At 65.3% G+C, this 16,153-nt stretch carries 15 protein-coding genes; 6 read left to right on the forward strand and 9 right to left on the reverse strand.

The window, feature by feature from the left end:
* Nucleotides 1–90: 90 nt before the first annotated feature.
* From rsmA to lptF, 6 genes are all read right to left on the reverse strand, one after another.
* Nucleotides 91–951, reverse strand: a complete 861-nt coding sequence (rsmA, locus tag AC1RR3_RS32815) for a 16S rRNA (adenine(1518)-N(6)/adenine(1519)-N(6))-dimethyltransferase RsmA (protein WP_492828469.1) — start codon at nt 949–951, stop codon at nt 91–93.
* Nucleotides 951–1,976 (reverse strand): 4-hydroxythreonine-4-phosphate dehydrogenase PdxA, encoded by a 1,026-nt coding sequence (gene pdxA / locus AC1RR3_RS32820; RefSeq protein WP_492828471.1) that lies wholly within the window; start codon nt 1,974–1,976, stop codon nt 951–953. The genes rsmA and pdxA overlap by 1 nt, the downstream gene beginning before the upstream one ends.
* Nucleotides 1,976–2,911 carry a peptidylprolyl isomerase family protein gene (locus tag AC1RR3_RS32825; RefSeq protein WP_492828473.1) on the reverse strand — a complete coding sequence of 312 codons (936 nt, stop codon included), beginning with the start codon at nt 2,909–2,911 and terminating at the stop codon, nt 1,976–1,978. Before AC1RR3_RS32825 ends, pdxA begins: the two co-directional genes overlap by 1 nt.
* 68 nt (nt 2,912–2,979) lie before the next feature.
* A complete protein-coding gene (locus tag AC1RR3_RS32830; RefSeq protein WP_492828475.1) occupies nt 2,980–5,466 on the reverse strand; it encodes an LPS-assembly protein LptD in 2,487 nt (828 codons plus the stop codon).
* Nucleotides 5,466–6,563 (reverse strand): LPS export ABC transporter permease LptG, encoded by a 1,098-nt coding sequence (gene lptG, locus AC1RR3_RS32835; RefSeq protein WP_492828477.1) that lies wholly within the window; start codon nt 6,561–6,563, stop codon nt 5,466–5,468. Before lptG ends, AC1RR3_RS32830 begins: the two co-directional genes overlap by 1 nt.
* A complete protein-coding gene (gene lptF, locus AC1RR3_RS32840) occupies nt 6,560–7,729 on the reverse strand; it encodes an LPS export ABC transporter permease LptF (protein ID WP_492828479.1) in 1,170 nt (389 codons plus the stop codon). Before lptF ends, lptG begins: the two co-directional genes overlap by 4 nt.
* A 342-nt stretch (nt 7,730–8,071) precedes the next feature.
* On the opposite strand from lptF, the gene AC1RR3_RS32845 reads away from it, so the two are divergent.
* The 4 genes from AC1RR3_RS32845 (at nt 8,072) to AC1RR3_RS32860 (ending at nt 11,914) form a co-directional block, all read left to right on the forward strand.
* Nucleotides 8,072–9,571 carry a leucyl aminopeptidase gene (locus AC1RR3_RS32845; protein WP_492828481.1) on the forward strand — a complete coding sequence of 500 codons (1,500 nt, stop codon included), beginning with the start codon at nt 8,072–8,074 and terminating at the stop codon, nt 9,569–9,571.
* Nucleotides 9,568–10,020 (forward strand): DNA polymerase III subunit chi, encoded by a 453-nt coding sequence (locus tag AC1RR3_RS32850; protein ID WP_492828483.1) that lies wholly within the window; start codon nt 9,568–9,570, stop codon nt 10,018–10,020. Before AC1RR3_RS32845 ends, AC1RR3_RS32850 begins: the two co-directional genes overlap by 4 nt.
* Nucleotides 10,021–10,186: 166 nt before the next feature.
* Nucleotides 10,187–10,681 carry a hypothetical protein gene (locus AC1RR3_RS32855; RefSeq protein ID WP_492828485.1) on the forward strand — a complete coding sequence of 165 codons (495 nt, stop codon included), beginning with the start codon at nt 10,187–10,189 and terminating at the stop codon, nt 10,679–10,681.
* Nucleotides 10,682–10,918: 237 nt separating this feature from the next.
* The gene (locus tag AC1RR3_RS32860; protein WP_492828487.1) at nt 10,919–11,914 is read left to right on the forward strand and encodes an ABC transporter substrate-binding protein; all 996 of its coding nucleotides are present in this window, start codon (nt 10,919–10,921) and stop codon (nt 11,912–11,914) included.
* 8 nt (nt 11,915–11,922) lie between these two features.
* Here AC1RR3_RS32860 and AC1RR3_RS32865 read toward each other — a convergent pair whose 3' ends face one another.
* The 3 genes from AC1RR3_RS32865 to AC1RR3_RS32875 form a co-directional block, all read right to left on the reverse strand.
* Complete coding sequence (locus AC1RR3_RS32865; protein ID WP_492828489.1) at nt 11,923–13,785, reverse strand: ABC-F family ATP-binding cassette domain-containing protein; 1,863 nt, start codon at nt 13,783–13,785, stop codon at nt 11,923–11,925.
* Nucleotides 13,786–13,846: 61 nt separating this feature from the next.
* A complete protein-coding gene (locus AC1RR3_RS32870) occupies nt 13,847–14,020 on the reverse strand; it encodes a hypothetical protein (RefSeq protein ID WP_492828491.1) in 174 nt (57 codons plus the stop codon).
* 219 nt (nt 14,021–14,239) lie between these two features.
* On the reverse strand, nt 14,240–14,503 hold the full coding sequence (locus tag AC1RR3_RS32875) for a sulfur globule protein precursor (protein ID WP_492828493.1): 264 nt from the start codon (nt 14,501–14,503) through the stop codon (nt 14,240–14,242).
* A gap of 312 nt (nt 14,504–14,815) precedes the next feature.
* Here AC1RR3_RS32875 and ndk point away from each other — a divergent pair, with 312 nt between their 5' ends.
* Both ndk and AC1RR3_RS32885 read left to right on the forward strand, forming a co-directional pair.
* Nucleotides 14,816–15,238, forward strand: a complete 423-nt coding sequence (gene ndk / locus AC1RR3_RS32880) for a nucleoside-diphosphate kinase (protein WP_106943663.1) — start codon at nt 14,816–14,818, stop codon at nt 15,236–15,238.
* Nucleotides 15,239–15,282: 44 nt separating this feature from the next.
* Complete coding sequence (locus AC1RR3_RS32885) at nt 15,283–16,143, forward strand: TerC family protein (protein WP_492828495.1); 861 nt, start codon at nt 15,283–15,285, stop codon at nt 16,141–16,143.
* The last annotated feature ends 10 nt before the right edge of the window (nt 16,144–16,153 follow it).

The following is a 16,153-nucleotide window of genomic DNA, read 5'->3' on the forward strand; positions in this document are numbered from 1 at the left end:
CTTCCTCCGAAATTTACGCTAAAGCGCTCGCGCTTTAGCTCATTGTTTGAGCATGATCTTGTTCGGAAAACCGCTCCACACTTTTCCGGATCATGCTTGAGACTCGTTGCGTATATCAGCCAATTCACGGGCCATGGCAACAAAGCCCGAGATTGGAATGGTCTCCGCGCGCCGCGTCGCATCGACGCCGGCTGCCTGCGCAAGCCGCGCGGGATCAACACCCAGTGATTTCAGGCTCTGTCGCAGCATCTTGCGGCGCTGGCCGAAGGCGGCGGCCGCGACCTGCTCGAGCAGTTTGCGATCGCAGGCAAGCGGCTCTGCGCGCGGGATCAGGCGCACGACGGAGGAGGTGACCTTCGGTGGTGGCACGAAGGCGGACGGGGCAATGTCGAACAGGATCTTGGTCTCGCAGCGCCAATTGGCGAGCACGCCGAGACGGCCGTAGGCCTCCTCGTCCTCGCACGCGACGATGCGCTCGCCGACCTCGCGCTGGAACATCAGCACCATCATGTCGTACCAGGGCGGCCAGGGCTCGGTGGTGAGCCAGCCGATCAGCAGCGGGGTCGCGATGTTGTAGGGCAGGTTGGCGACGATCTTTGCGCGTTCGCCCGCGAGCAGCGGGCCAGGATCGAAGGTCATGGCATCGCCATGCACGATCTCGAGCCTGTCAGGATAGCGCGCGGAAATATCCTCCAGCGCCGGGATCGCGCGCGCGTCATGCTCGATGGCGATGACGCGTTTGGCGCCGAGCGCAAGCAGCGCGCGCGTCAGCCCGCCTGGGCCGGGGCCGATCTCGACGATGGTGGCGTCTTCGAGCGGCGCCGCCGCGCGCGCGATCCGCGCGGTGAGGTTGAGGTCGAGCAGAAAATTCTGGCCGAGCGATTTGCGCGCCGACAGATCGTGCCGGCGAATGACCTCGCGCAGCGGCGGGAGGTCGTCGATCGCGCTCATCAGCTTGTTGCAGCCGCCATGCGGCTGGCGAGCTTCAGCGCGGCGATCAGGCTGGCCGGATTGGCTTTGCCGGCGCCGGCGATGTCGAAGGCGGTGCCGTGATCGGGCGAGGTGCGGATGAAGGGCAGGCCGAGCGTGACGTTGACGGCGTCGTCGAAGGCCACCGTCTTGATCGGGATCAGCGCCTGGTCGTGATACATGCAGACCGCGCAGTCATAGGTGTTGCGCGCGGCTTCGTGGAACATGGTGTCGGCGGGCAGCGGGCCCCTGGCCTCGATGCCGTCGTTGCGCAGCGTCTTGAGCGCCGGCGCAATCACCGTCTGCTCCTCATGGCCGAGCGAGCCGTCCTCGCCGGCGTGCGGATTGAGGCCGGAGATCGCGATGCGCGGCCGCGCGATGCCGAAGCGGGATTTCAGCTCGCTGGCGACGATGCGCACGGTCGAGACGATCAGTTCGCTGCTGAGCTCAGACAGCGCATCGCGCAAGGAGACGTGGATGGTCACGGGGACCACGGCGAGCCGTGGCGACCACAGCATCATCACCGGCTGCGGCACGCGGCCGTTCACGGCCGCAAGCTCGGCGAGGAATTCGGTATGGCCGGGATGGCGGAAGCCTGCGCGGTAGAGCACGCTCTTGGCGATCGGGTTGGTGACGACGGCACTGGCGCGGCCTGCGCGGACATCAGCAACCGCCTGGCGGATCGAGGCGAGTGCGGCCGGCGCGCTTGCCTCATCGGGCCTGCCTGGCTCGGCCGTCGCGCGCTCGCCGGTTGGGACCACGGGCAGGGCCTCGGTGAAGGCGGCTGCGGCCTCGCCGGGGCTCACAACGGCGGTCCTGACATCGGCGCCGAGCGCTCTGGCGCGGCGCGTGATGGCCGCCTCGTCGCCGAGCAGATAGAAGGCGGGCAGGTTCAGCTCACGGCGCCGGAGCCAGGCTGCAATGGTGATGTCGGGGCCGATGCCGGCGGGCTCTCCCAGGGTCAGGGCGAGGGGCTTTGCACGAAGCTCGACGGAAGATTGGGCCATCAGCGGTTGCGATATTCGATCATCGCCGCCTTGCGGAGCTCTTCGAGATAGGTCTTCTGGGTCTTCTCGTACTTCTCCTGATACATCTTCTCGCGGACCTCGCGCTTCTTCGGCGTGTCGATCATGGTCGGCTTGCGTGAGCACAGCACCACCATCTCGATGCCCGCCTTGGTCACTTCAGGCGCGGTCAGATGGCCGATCGGCGTGTCGTCGAGCACCTTGCGCAGCGCCTCGGGCAGGTCCGCGGTGGTCTTGGTGACGGTCTCGCGGATGGTGGCGTTCGGGGTCGAGCGGAACAGCGAATTGGCTTCCTCGCAGCTTCCGACGCGCGAGCGATAGGTCTCGGCCTCCTTGTGCCGCGTTTCCAGGAAGGCCTGGGACGAGCCGCGCGGCACGATCAGCACGATCGGCTGCATCTTGTATTCGGTGCCCTCGATCTGGAGCTTGTCGCCGGTCTGGGCCTGCACGGCTTGCGCGACGTCGCGCTCGCCGATCATCAGCTTCTCCTTGTAGCGACCGCGCACGAGGCTGGTCCAGACCATCTCGGCCTTCATCCTGCCCTTCAGCGTCTCGGGGCGGACGCCCTTGACCTCGAGCGACTTGGTGAGCTGGTCCGGCGAGATGCGCATGCGCTGCGCCATGCCTTCGTAGGACTGGTTGATGTCGGAGACGCCGGGGTCGACACCGTACTTCTTGCCTTCCTTCATCTTGATCTTGTCGTCGATCAGCTCGTTGATGACATCCTGTCGGCTCGGGGTCTTCTGCGTCGTCAGCAGGTCGAGCTTGGAGCGCTGGTCGATGTCGAAATCGGTGATCGGATCGCCGTTGACCATGACGACGATGTTCTGCGCGCGCGCCGGCGCGGGCAGGCCGGTCAGGACCAGTCCGGCACTGATGGCGAGGAGGAGGCGGAAGGCGGGCAGAGAGGTCGTCATGATTGTCGCTCGCATGTCAGCCGGGGTGAGCTCGCGATCGGGAGCGCCCGGCCGTCACTTCAAATGGATCACTGAAGGCCGGCGGAACTGCTGCTTCCGGTCGAGGTCGCCAGCGTGCGCAGGCCGATCTGGAACATGAACGCGTGGCTCAGCACGGGCGGCGTCGAGCCCGCGGAGTAGCTATACGAAGTTACATAGTTCGCCGCCAGCACGAAGCAATCGTCGACATAGCCGGCGCCGAGCACATACTGGTTGATCTTGTTGGCCTCGAGGTCCCAGCGCGCCGAGCCCGTCACCACCCAGTTGGCCGCGACCTTCAGCGAGCCCGACGTCAGGATGCCCTCGCGGTGCGTCAGATAGCCGAGTTCCGGCTGGGCCGCGTAATTGCCGTACATCATGCTGATCGACCAGCGATTGAAGTTGGCGCGGCCTTCCGCCTCGAAGCGCTGCACGTTCCAGGTCTGCTCGTCCATGCGGGAGCGGACGCTGAACGTATAGGTGCTGTTGGGCGAGTAGCTGGCGCTCGCCACGTAATCGGACCGCGGCTTGTCGAGACCGGAATCAATGCCGGTATTGACGGTGTCCTGCACCGCATAGGAATTCATGCCGAACAGCTGGTAGGACTGGCCGAACAGCACCTTGACCGCGCCGCCCCTGTCGAACTGGGTGGTGGCCTGCACGCCGACATTGGCGCGGCCGCCGCCCTCGACGCGGTCGTAGCCGGAGAACTTGTCGACGCTGAACAGGTTCGAGGTGTCGAACACCATGCTCTGGGCGTCCTCGTTCGGAAGCTTGCCGGCATAGGTCTCGTTCGGCCGGATGATGACCTGCGCGATCGGCTCGATGGTGGTCGAGCCCCAGGGCTGAACGTTGATGAAGGGATAGCGGTATTCGAGACCGACGGTCGGCATCAGGCGGAACGCCTGGGTGTCGCCGACGGGCAGGTAGTTCGACACGCCCGGCTGGTTGGAGATGTCGGCGTTGATCGCGTCGGCGCGCAGGATCGCGAACGGCGTCCAGATCTCGCCGAACGGATCGGTGTAGGACTTGCGCCACTGCGCTTCCGCCGTCAGGCGCGTGTAGGTGCCGGGAACGCCGCGCAGCAGGCACTGCGACGGCGTCCGCGCCAGCGGATCGGCCGACGTCGTCGTGCACAGGCTGTTGGTGTTGGCGAGCGTCGTGACCGAATCGAAGGCTGCGTCGTTGCGGGTCAGGTTGACGAAATTGGTCTTGTAGGAGACCTCGCCGCCGAAGATCGGATAATTGATCACGTTGGAGTAGTCGATCACGGGATAGACGACCGGGACCTGTTGCTGGTTGCCCGAGAAGCTCAGCCAGTACATCGTGCGTGCGTCGAAGAAGCTGCGATTGCCGACGCCGGTCAGGTAGAGCTGCGAGATCGCGTCGGTCGGCAGGCTCAGGAACGAGCCGAGCGGATCGCGGTAGGCCGACAGGCGGTAGTCCGACATGAAATAATAGTCGGAGAGCAGGACGCCGTCCCAGCCCCAGACCCATTTGTCGTTCAGCGCGAACTGGCCCTTGGTCTCGACGCCGCCGCGGAACTGGCGGTCGCCCGGCAGGCCCGCGAACTGGCTCTGGTCGAGCTGGTCGATGCCGTAGAGGCGGATCTGATAGGCGCCGTCCATCAGGCGCTGGCGGAACTCGGCCTGGAACAGCACGCCCTGCTTGGACGTGAAGCGCGGGCTGAAGGTCATGTCCATGTCGGGCGCGATCGCCCAGTAGAACGGGACTTCGACGCCGTAGCCGAACGGGGTGTAGGAGGTGAAGCCCGGCATCAGGAAGCCGGTCTTGCGCTTCACGGTCGGATCGGGCGTCGAGAAATAGGGCATGTAGGCGAGCGGCACGCCGAAGAACTCGAGCTGCGCCGTCTCGAAATACAGCATCTTCTCCTGCTGGTCGTGGATGATGCGGGCACCCTTGACCTGCCAGAGCGGCGGCTTCTTCGGATCGTCCTTACACGGCGCGCAGGCCGTGTAGACGCCGTTCTCGAACACCGTGTAGTTGCCGCTGGAGCGGTCGGCGCGGCTCGCGGCCATGCGGGTCTGGTCGGCGGTGTCCACGCGCAGCGAATCGACGAAACCGTCGCGGTAGTCGTCGCTCAGATCCATGATCTCGGCATAGGTGATCTTGCCGTCGGCATCCGTCATGCGGATGTTGCCTTCGGCATGAAGCCGCTTGGTCTTCTGGTCGTAGATGACCCGGTCGGCCTCGACGCTGGTGCCGTTGTAGAACAGCTGAACGTTACCGACCGCGGAGACGCGCGAATTGTTGTAGTCGTAGTCGACCTCGGTCGCCTGAACCAGCATCTGGTTGTCGTTGGCGGCCTTCGGCGGCTTCGGACGCGGCGGCAGCGGATTGTAGGTGAAGCCCTGGGCGGAGGCGGGGGCCACGAGGCTTACGTCCATCAGCCCACCGAGCGATGCCACGGCGGCGACAGCCAGCAGCAGCCGGCGCATGGACAAGCCGCACCCGTTCGCGCGCACCACGGTGCGCCGCGTCAAACGAGACACGAGCCCTCGATGGACGGCAGTCACTAACCGTCCTCCTGATACAACAAGGCCAAAAAGCCGGTGAGGCCGCCCACCACCACGGGCAACCACGCCGCAGCGATCGGATGCATCAACTCAGCCTTGCTCAAGTCTTCAGTCACTTTCGACAAAACGTAGAGCAGAAAGCCTGCGCCCACGCCACTCAAAACCATCTTTTGCACGCCGCCCATCCGGAAGAAACGCAACGACACGGAGGCCGCGAGCATCACCATGGCGGCCAGCAAAAACGGCTGTGCCAACAGCTTGTGATACTGGAGTCGATAGCCGGCTGTCGCGAAGCCCGAGCTTTCGGACGAGCGGATGTAGCTCGGTAGTTGCCAAAAGGACACAGTCTCGGGGGTGGAAAAGCTGTTGCGAACCTGGGCCTCGGTCAGCGAGGTCGGAATCTCCAGCGTGGCCTGATCGACCGGCGGGGAGTCCAGCGAGAAGCGGCGGACCGACTTGAACAGCCAGCGGCCGGACTCGAGCGTTGCCTCGCGCGCCTCGATCCGCTCCTTGAAGTGCCAATCTGCGTCGAATCGGAACAAGGTCAGTCCGGTCAGCCGAACGCCCTGCTGCTCGCTGCGGGCGGCGTTGATGATGACCTGGCCGTCATTGGTGACCTGGTTGAGCCAGAAGCCGGAGGCGTCCTGGATGCCGCCGCCCGGCGCCGAGCCGAACAGCTCGGCTTCCATGCGCTTGGAGAGCTCGCGCAGATTCGCCGACATCGGATTGTAGGCGACGGTGGCGATGACGCCGATCAGCAGCGCGCTGCCGAGCGCCGGTGAGATGAACTGCCAGGCCGAGATGCCGGCGGCGCGCGCGACCACGAGCTCGAGCCGGCGGGAGAGGGCGAGGTAGCAGGTCATGGCGCCGATCAGCATGCAGAACGGCGTCAGCTTCTCCAGCAGCTGCGGCACCCGGAACAGCGAGGTCTCCGCCACCATGATCGCGGAGGCCGACGCAAGGCCGGAGGTCTTGCGCACCATCTCGATGTAATCGACCAGCACCAGCAGCAGGAAAATGCTCGCGAACACGCCGAGCGCCGCGATCACGAAGCGGCCGGCGAAATAGCGCCCGAGTGTGTTGGTGAGCATGCTCATGCGGCGGCCGGCCGTCCGAACAGCCGCGCAATCCGCGCGTTCGACCTGTTGATGGCCTCCATGAGGCGGGGCGGCGGCTCGACCACGATGCCGCCGATGATCATCCACATCCCGACGCCGATGGCGCCAAAGACCATCGCGTATTGGAACAGCACCGGGCCAGGCGACTTCACCGCCATCACCGAGCAGGCAAATCCCGCCATGCGCAGACCGAACACGGCGATCACCGAGCCGCCGATCGAGAAGTTGCGGCTCTGGCGGGTCGTGCGCGGCGCGCCGAGGAAGGCGAAGGTCAGCACGGCAAAGGCGAACGGATAGATCGGCGCGAGCAGGCTGTCGTGCAGGGCCGAGCGGAACTGCCCGGGAATCTGCTTGTAGACCGGATCGTCCTCCGACGGGGAGAACAGCTCCCAGAGATAGCGCTCGCGGATGCCGAGGGTGACGTCGCGGCCCTGGTTGGAGAATTTCGACATGTCGAAGCCGTAGCGGCCGAACGCCACCAGCGCGGGATCGCGCTTGCCGGCCTCGAAGCGCTGGAGATTGCCGGTCTCCAGCACCAGGAACGATCCGGTCTCGTTCTTCACGACCTCGCCGTGCTCGGCGACGATCGAGACGCGCTCGTTGGGATCGCGGCGGTCGTCGATGAAGATGCCGGCGAGGATCCCGCCGGGCTGGCGCTCGCGAATGCGGATCGTCAGGTTCTTGTCGAGCTGGGCGAAGCGGCCGGGCTGCAGGATGTTGGTGAGGACGTCGGCGGTGATCTCGGCGTCCCATTGCTTGATCCGCCGCATGCCGTCGGGGGCGAGATAGGCCGCGATGAAGGCGACCAGCAGCGCCACCACGCAGGTGGCGTAGAAGAACGGATAGAACAGCCGGAACGGCGAGAAGCCGGCGGCATTCATCACGATGATCTCGGAATCGGTCGCGAGCTTGTTCAGCGTGTGCGAGATCGCGATCATCAGCGCGATCGGCGAGATGATCAGGACGAGCGCCGGCACCACGAGGCTGGTGATGCCGAGGAAGGTCAGGATGGTCTGACCCTGGCTCGTCATCAGGTCGATGCCGCGCAACGCCTGCGTAATCCAGATCACGCCGGTGAGGCTGACCAGGACCAGCGCAAACGACGCCAGCGTCGTGCGGAAGATATACCTATCGATCGACCCCATGCGCTACCGCACGAATCCCCACCAAAGCCCCAATGCAGTCCCGGGAATTTCCGGCTGTCCGACCCATCCCAAAAGGGATCCCCAGGGTCGCGCAGCCATCTTGTCCGCCGGTTTACTTTCTCACTACCATCCCTTTGATCCGTCAACAAAATGGCTGCCCCGTGGCACCCTCACTATATGGTTAATATTTCCCTCATTGTGGCCCGGCGGCCACGCGCGGTGCTTGGCATCTGCCGGGCCGGTGGCCCATAGTGACGAAAGTCCGGTGAATCGCCGTTCAGCTCTGGCCCGTGGCCGGGGTCGCCGAACGGTAAAAAGCCCCATGTTTTTGAGGAGTTATCCATGTCCGATGCCATCAAGGTCGGCTTCGTCCCGCTGTCATCAGCCGCCCGTGGCATCGTGGTCGTGTTCTGCGACGACGGTTTGAAGCTGGGCCCGGCGACGGCCAAGGCGCTCGGCGCCGCCGCTGACCTCGTGAAGCGGGCGGCCTCCGCCGCCGGCTTCAAAGGTAAAAGCGGTGCGGCCCTCGACATCCTGGCACCGGAGGGGCTGAAGGCCCCCCGCCTGGTCGTGATCGGTGCCGGCAAGGCCGCCAGCCTGAAAGCGAACGATTTCCTCAAATTCGGCGGCGTGGCGGCAAGCAAGCTCTCTGGCAGCGCCGCCACCATGACCATCGTGGCGGAACTGCCGGGTGGCGCGATGACGAGCGAGCAGGCGGTGGCGATTGCCTCGGGCCTGCGCTTACGCACCTACAAGTTCGACCGCTACAAGACCAAGAAGAAGGACGGCGAGGAGGGCGGCTTGCGTGCCGACGTCTCGCTTGCGGTCGGCGATGCCGCCGCGGCGAAAAAGGCGCTTGCCGCAGCTGGCGCGGTCGTTGACGGCGTGATCATCGCGCGCGACCTCGTCAACGAGCCGCCGAACGTGCTGTTCCCCGAGGAGTTCGCACGCCGCGCCAGTCAGCTGCGCAAGCTCGGTGTCAAGGTCGAGGTGCTCGACGTCAAGGCGATGGACAAGCTCGGGATGGGCGCGCTGCTCGGTGTCGGCCAGGGCTCGTCGCGGCCGAGCCGCACCGTGATCATGCGCTGGGATGGCGGCAAGAAGGGCGAGGCGCCGGTCGCCTTCGTCGGCAAGGGCGTCTGCTTCGACACCGGCGGCATTTCGATCAAGCCGGCCGGCAGCATGGAGGACATGAAGGGCGACATGGGCGGCGCGGCCTGCGTCGTCGGCCTGATGCACGCGCTGGCGGCGCGTAAAGCGAAGGCCAATGTGGTCGGCGCCATCGGCCTCGTCGAGAACATGCCCGACGGCAATGCGCAGCGGCCGGGCGACATCGTCACCTCGATGTCGGGCCAGACCATCGAGATCATCAACACCGACGCCGAAGGCCGCCTCGTGCTGGCCGACGTGCTCTGGTACGTCGCGAAAAAGACCAAGCCGAAATTCATGGTGGATCTGGCGACCTTGACTGGTGCGATCATGGTCGCGCTCGGCACCGAGCACGCCGGCATGTTCTCCAACAATGACGAGCTCGCCGACCGGCTGCTCGCGGCCGGCATCGAGAGCGGTGAGAAGGTCTGGCGCATGCCGCTCGGCCCCGAATACGACAAGCTGATCGATTCCCAGTTCGCCGACATGAAGAACAGCGGCGGCCGTCACGGCGGCTCGATCACGGCGGCGCAGTTCCTGCAGCGCTTCGTCGACGGCACGCCCTGGGCGCATCTCGACATCGCCGGCACCGCCATGGGCGCGCCGAAGACCGACATCAACCAGAGCTGGGGAAGCGGCTACGGCGTCCGGCTCCTGGATCGTCTGGTGGTAGATCACTACGAGCGCAAATGACCGAGGTGCTGTTCTACCATCTGCAAAACATGACGGTGGAGAACGTGTTGCCTCCGCTTCTCGAGAAATCGCTCGAGCGCGGCTGGCGCGTCGTGGTGCAGTCGACGTCCGAGGAGCGCGCCGATGCGCTCGACGCGCATCTATGGACCTATCGCGACGATTCCTTCCTGCCGCACGCAACATGGCGGGTGAACGATGCCGCCGATCAGCCGATCGTGCTGGCGATCGAGGAGGGCAATCCCAACGGCGCCAATGTCCGATTTCTGATCGACAGTGCCGCATTGCCGCAGGACGCGCAGGGCTATGAGCGCATGGTGCTGCTGTTCAACGGCGACGATCCGGACGCGCTCGATTTGGCCCGCAGTGCCTGGACGGATTGCAAGGCGCGGGGATTTGATGTCACCTATTGGCAGGCCGACGAACGGGGCCGGTGGCAGAAGCGGAATTAACGGTCGAACGCAATTAATGATAATTTGCACTTTCGGGGCAATGCTGGCTTTGGCCACCTTCGTGCCGCAAAGTGATGTTGGGACAAACGCTTAGGGTCGATCCTTCACGCGGGGAATTTAGTTTATCGTGCGACATCAAAAGCTTCCCAGCTCGCTCATAATTGCGTTGGCTGCCGTAGCACCGCTGGTTGCGGGCTGCTCGGGCGGGACCGATCTGCTGTCCAAGGACGCCCAATGGTTCAACACGCCCAGCCGCCTGTTCATCAAGAACATCTCGATTGAGTCTCCGCCGCTGACCCCCGACAGGCCGGTGGGCGCCGAGGACCTCGTCAGCGCCGACGGCGCCTGTCCCGGCATGGCGCCGCCCCCCGGGCCGGCTGATGCCAATGCCTCGACGACCGCAGCGGCCCCGATGGGCGGCACGGTCGCGCTCGGCCACACCGAATGCGACGTGGTGCGCGGCATCGGCGCGCCCTCCAACGTCAATCTCTCCGGTGATGCCGCCGGCCGCCGCGTCGCCGTCGTCACCTGGACCACCGGTCCGCGCGCCGGCATCTACACCTTCACTTCAGGCCGCCTGTCCTCGATCGAGGGTACGCCGGAAGCGCCTGTGATGCCGAAGGCAACCAAGCCGAAGCCGAAGAAGAAGTCGGCGACTTAAGGGCGGCGCGTCACTGTAATCGGCGCTTCAGCTCCGCGCTCTCCGTTGAAAATTCGCTATCCAAATATCTTCGTGCCGAAAAGGCCGGTCGCTCCCTTGTAGCACGAGCCGCACCGCGTGCGACCTGCCGCTGCAAAGTCCGCCGATCCGGAGATCTTACGGTCTGAAACACAGCCACTATCAAACACAGCGCCTCGACAGTTACACTGATGGCATTTCAGTCGCTGGGGGCAAGGTATGAGGCGGCGCGAATTCATTGCCGGATTGACCGTTGCTGTCGCCGCGCCGTCCGGCGTGCGCGGGCAGCAGCCCAGGCAGGTGCGCCGTGTCGGCCTGCTCGTTGGCCTCGCGGCAAACATCGACGTGCCGGTAGCAAAGGCCTTCCTCAAGCCGTTCCGCGACGCCATGGGCAAGGCCGGCTGGATCGAGGACGGCAATGTCCACATCGACTACCGCTTCGGCGGCGCGTTGTCCGATCTTGCCAACACGCGCGCCGCCGCCGCGGAGCTCGTCGCGCTGGCACCGGAGGTCATCTATGCCCAAGGCCTGCCGGCGACGCTGGCGCTGCGGCAGCAGACCACGACGATTCCGATCGTTTTCACCCAGGTGATCGATCCAGTTGGTTTCAAGCTTGCCGACAGCCTCGGCCATCCCGGCGGCAATGTCACCGGCTTCGTCACCTGGGATTTCGCGATCGGCGGCAAGTGGATGGAGCTGTTGCGCGAGCTTGATCCGAAGCTTGCCCGCGTCGCGATCCTGTTCAATCCGGATACGGCGCCCTATGCGCCCGGCCTCGCCGCCGCGGCCAGGGATGCTGCATCCGGGCTCGAGGTGGTCGAGATGCGGACGCACAATGACGGCGAGACCGAAGCGCAGCTCGAGGTGCTTGGCCGTGCGCAGAACAGCTGCGTGCTCGTCATCCCAGAACCCTTCACCAACGGGCATCGCGACCATATCGTCGCGCAGTGCGCCCGCTTTCGTGTGCCAGCGCTGAATTCGGTGCTGGGCGCCGTCGAGGGCGGGGCGCTGATGTCCTACACGTTCGTCTGGGACGAACTGGTCAGCGCGCCCGTCGACTACATCGATCGCATCCTGAAGGGGGCCTCGCCGCACGATCTGCCGATCCAGGCGCCCCGCCGCTACGAGCTGGTCGTCAACCTGAAAACGGCCAAGGCGCTCGGCCTCGATGTGTCGCCCGTGCTGCTTGCGCGTGCCGATCGCGTGATCGAATAGCGAGAGCGCTACCCCGCCGCCTCATCGAACTGCGTGCTTGCCTCGAGCCATTGCTCCTCCGCCCGCGCCAGCGCATCGGCGGCATTGGCGCGCGCCTTCGACAATTGCGCAGCCTGCTTGGGATCGCGCGTAAAGATGTCGGGGAGCGACAGTGCAGTATCGATCTTGGCGATGATGTCGGTGACGCGCGCGATTTCGCTCTCGGCCTCCGCGATGCGCTTCTTCAGCGAGCCGCGATTGTCGGACTTCGGGCGCTGCGGCTTTTCGCCAGGCGCGTTGCGCTCGCGCGGGGCGGGTTCGCCGTTGCGCGATGACAGCACCAGGCGGCGGTACTCGTCGAGGTCGCCGTCGTAATTGGTGACGGTGCGGTCGGCCACGATCCAGAGCTGGTCGGCGCAGGACTCGATCAGATAGCGGTCGTGCGAGACCATGATCACGGCGCCGGGAAATTCGTTGATGGCTTCGGCGAGCGCGGCGCGGCTGTCGATGTCGAGATGGTTGGTCGGCTCGTCCAGGATGATCATGTTGGGGCCGAAGAAGGTCGCAAGGCCCAAGAGCAGCCGCGCCTTCTCGCCGCCCGACAATTTGCCGACCTTGGTGTCGGCCGCCTTGCCGGAGAAGCCGATCGCGCCGGCGCGGGCCCGCACCTTGGCCTCGGGCGCTTCACCCATCAGCTTGCGGACGTGGTCGTAGGTCGAGGCATCCTCGTTCAATTCATCGAGCTGGTGCTGGGCGAAATAGGCAATCGAGAGCTTGTCGGCGCGGGTCACCTTGCCCGAGAACGGCGCAAGGCGGCCCGCGAGCAGCTTCACCAGCGTCGACTTGCCGTTGCCGTTGGAACCAAGGAGCGCGATGCGGTCGTCATTGTCGACGCGCAGGGTGACGCGGTTGAGCACGGGCGTGTTCGGATCGTAGCCGACCACGACGTTGTCGGCGGCGATGATCGGCGGCGACAGGAGTTTCTCCGGCGCGGGAAAGCTGATCTCGCGCACGTCCTGGGTGACCAGCGCCGTGATCGGCTTCAGCCGCTCCAGCATCTTGACGCGAGACTGCGCCTGACGCGCCTTCGAGGCCTTGGCCTTGAAGCGGTCGACGAAGGCCTGCAGGCGGGCGCGTTCGGCTTCCTGGCGCTTGACGGCCTTGGCATCGAGCAGCTCGCGCATGGCGCGTTGCTCCTCGAAGGAGGAATAGGTGCCCTTGTAGAGCGTGAGCTTGCCGCGCTCCAGATGCAGGATCTGGTCGACCGAGCTTTCGAGCAGGTCGCGGTCATGGCTGATCACGATCACCGTGCGCGGATAATGCGCAAGATGATCCTCCAGCCATAGCGTGCCTTCGAGGTCGAGATAGTTGGTGGGCTCGTCGAGCAACAGCAGGTCCGGGGCCGCGAACAGCGTCGCGGCGAGCGCGACGCGCATGCGCCAGCCGCCGGAGAATTCGGCGCAGGGGCGCAGCTGGTCGGCGGCGGAGAAGCCGAGGCCGGACAGGATTGCGGCGGCGCGGCTCGGCGCCGAATGCGCGTCGATGTCCACGAGCCGGGTCTGGATCTCGGCGATCCGGTGCGGATCGGTCGCGCTCTCGGCTTCGTGAAGCAGCGCGTCACGCTCCAGATCGGCCTTGAGCACGACGGAGATCAGGCTTTCGGGACCGTTCGGCGCCTCCTGCGCCAAGCTGCCGACGCGCCAGCGCGGCGGCAGGGTCACCGTGCCGTGCTCGGCCGAGAGCTCGCCGCGGATCACCTTAAACAGGGTCGACTTGCCGGTGCCATTGCGCCCGACCATGCCGACGCGCGAGCCGGGCGTGATCTGCACGGAGCTCTGGTCAATCAAAAGGCGTCCGGCGAGGCGAATGGAGAGGTCGGTGATCGCAAGCATGCGGCCTTGTCACCGCAAGGCGCGTCGAACGCAACCCGATTTTTCGCAGGCCAATTTTGCGTTAGTGCGATTCGCGCTCGCGCAGCTTCAGCTCGTTGAGGAGCTGCTCCAGATGCGTCGGGAGCCGGGGTTCGGGACGCAGGCTCTGCTGGAGCCGTTCGCCCACGGCGTCGCAAATCGAGCGGCTGGTGCGCCGGTCGATCTGTTCGCTGTCATTGGCAGAAAGGCCGGCCATCGCAGGGTTCCGTGTTGCTGAGGTAACGACACGGTATCAAGTCCTTGACCCCCAAAATGGTTTCGCCATTCGCAGGGGGAGGTCAGGAATTCTCGTCAAGATTGCATGAATTCGTCGTGTCCGCCCAAATACGAAGCCCCGGCGCAGGGGGGAACGCCGGGGCTTCGCTTCGAGGGTACCCTGGGGGGAAGGTACCTGGAGATTAAGGTGCTGTCGGGCTCAGTAGCAGCGGTTGATCAGCCGCCAGCGGGGTCCCCAGGGGGTCGGGACCAGCCGGCGCACATAGCAGCCGCCATAACCGTAGGAGACGGGGGCGGCATAGAAGCGCGGTCCGCCCCAGCGGTAGCCGCCGCCATGCCAGCCGCCGCCACCGCCGTGCCAGCCCCAGCCGCCGCCATGCCAGTGCGCGGAGGCCGAGGTCGGGGCCAGCGCGGCACCCAGCGCAACCGCAGCGACAGCGGCAAGCGAAAGTTTCCTCAACATGGTGATCTCCTCAAAACTGCCGGCGCGGGGCTATCGCGTCGATGGAAAGGCCGCCGAAACGGTCTGCCTCATGATCAGGCTTTGGTTTCGATAGACCCGACCTTACGCCGGCGAGGCTGAACCGAACCCTGACAGGGCCTTCAGATTGGGTTCATCTGGGTGAAATCTCGGTAATCCCTGGCTAGATCGGCCGGAGCAGCCTGCGGCGAAGCGCCCATGGGGCTGTTTTTGGGGTCGCTTGCCGTATGGCAACGGCGCCGATATAAGCCCCGCAACTCGCAAAACCTCCGCTTTCTTCTCAAGGACAAGATTATGGCCATCGAACGCACTTTCTCGATCATCAAGCCCGATGCGACCGCGCGTAACCTGACCGGTGCGGTCAACGCCGTGATCGAAAAGGCGGGCCTGCGCATCGTGGCGCAGAAGCGCATCCGCATGACCAAGGAACAGGCCGAGACCTTCTATGCCGTCCACAAGGCCCGCCCGTTCTTCGGCGAGCTCGTCGAGTTCATGACCTCGGGCCCGGTCGTGGTCCAGGTGCTGGAAGGCGAGGGCGCCGTCGCCAAGTATCGCGACGCGATGGGCGCGACCGATCCGTCCAAGGCGGCCGACGGCACCATCCGCAAGCTCTACGCAAAGTCGATCGGCGAGAATTCCGCTCACGGTTCGGATGCGCCGGAGACCGCCGCGATCGAGATCGCGCAGTTCTTCTCGGGCAACGAGATCGTCGGCTGATCCGTCAGCCGGTAAGTTAGGACGACGGGGCGAAAGGACTCATTGTGAACTGGCTCTGGCAGATCTTCGATCCCGCTACGATCGGGGCATTCTTCACCCAGTTCCGCACTGAGATGGCCGAACCGACCTTCTGGATTGCGGTCGGCAAGATCATCTGGATCAACATCCTGCTCTCCGGCGACAACGCGCTGGTGATCGCGCTGGCCTGCCGCGGCCTCAAGCCGCGGCACCGGCTGTGGGGCATGATCCTGGGCGCCGGCGCGGCCGTGCTGCTGCGGATCATCTTCACCGGCATCGTCGCGAGCCTGATGGAGCTGCCGTATCTCAAGCTGGTCGGCGGTCTTGCGCTGATCGTGATCGCGGCCAAGCTCCTGGTGCCTGAGAACGAGGACGAGGACGGCGTCGAGTCGGCCTCGCATCTGTGGCAGGCGGTGCAGATCGTCGTTGTCGCCGACATCGTCATGAGCCTCGACAACGTCATTGCGGTTGCCGCTGCGGCCAATGGCAGCGTGCCGCTGCTCATCCTCGGCCTTGCCATCAGCGTTCCCCTGATCGTCGCCGGTGCGGCGTTGATCATGGCGGTGCTCGCCAAGCTGCCGGTCCTGGTGTGGGCAGGCGCTGCGCTGCTCGGCTGGATCGCGGGCGAGGTGATCGCGACCGATCCCGGCATCGCGCCGAAACTGCACACGCTGTTCGACGGCCCGTTCGGCGCCTCGCTGGACAATATGCTCGGCGCACTGCGCATTCCCGCCCAATTCGGCCATGGCGGCGGAGCCGGCGAATATCTCTGCGCAGCGCTCGGCGTCGTCGTCGTGCTGGTCGTCGGCACCATCTGGCGCCGGCGCAGCCTCAGCCTGGCCGCGCTCGAATCCTCCGAGCGCCACGCCAAGGCGTCGGCAGAGTAGGTCTTCCGAA

It is taken from the genome of Bradyrhizobium sp. GW821-FHT13H05 (assembly GCF_058804065.1).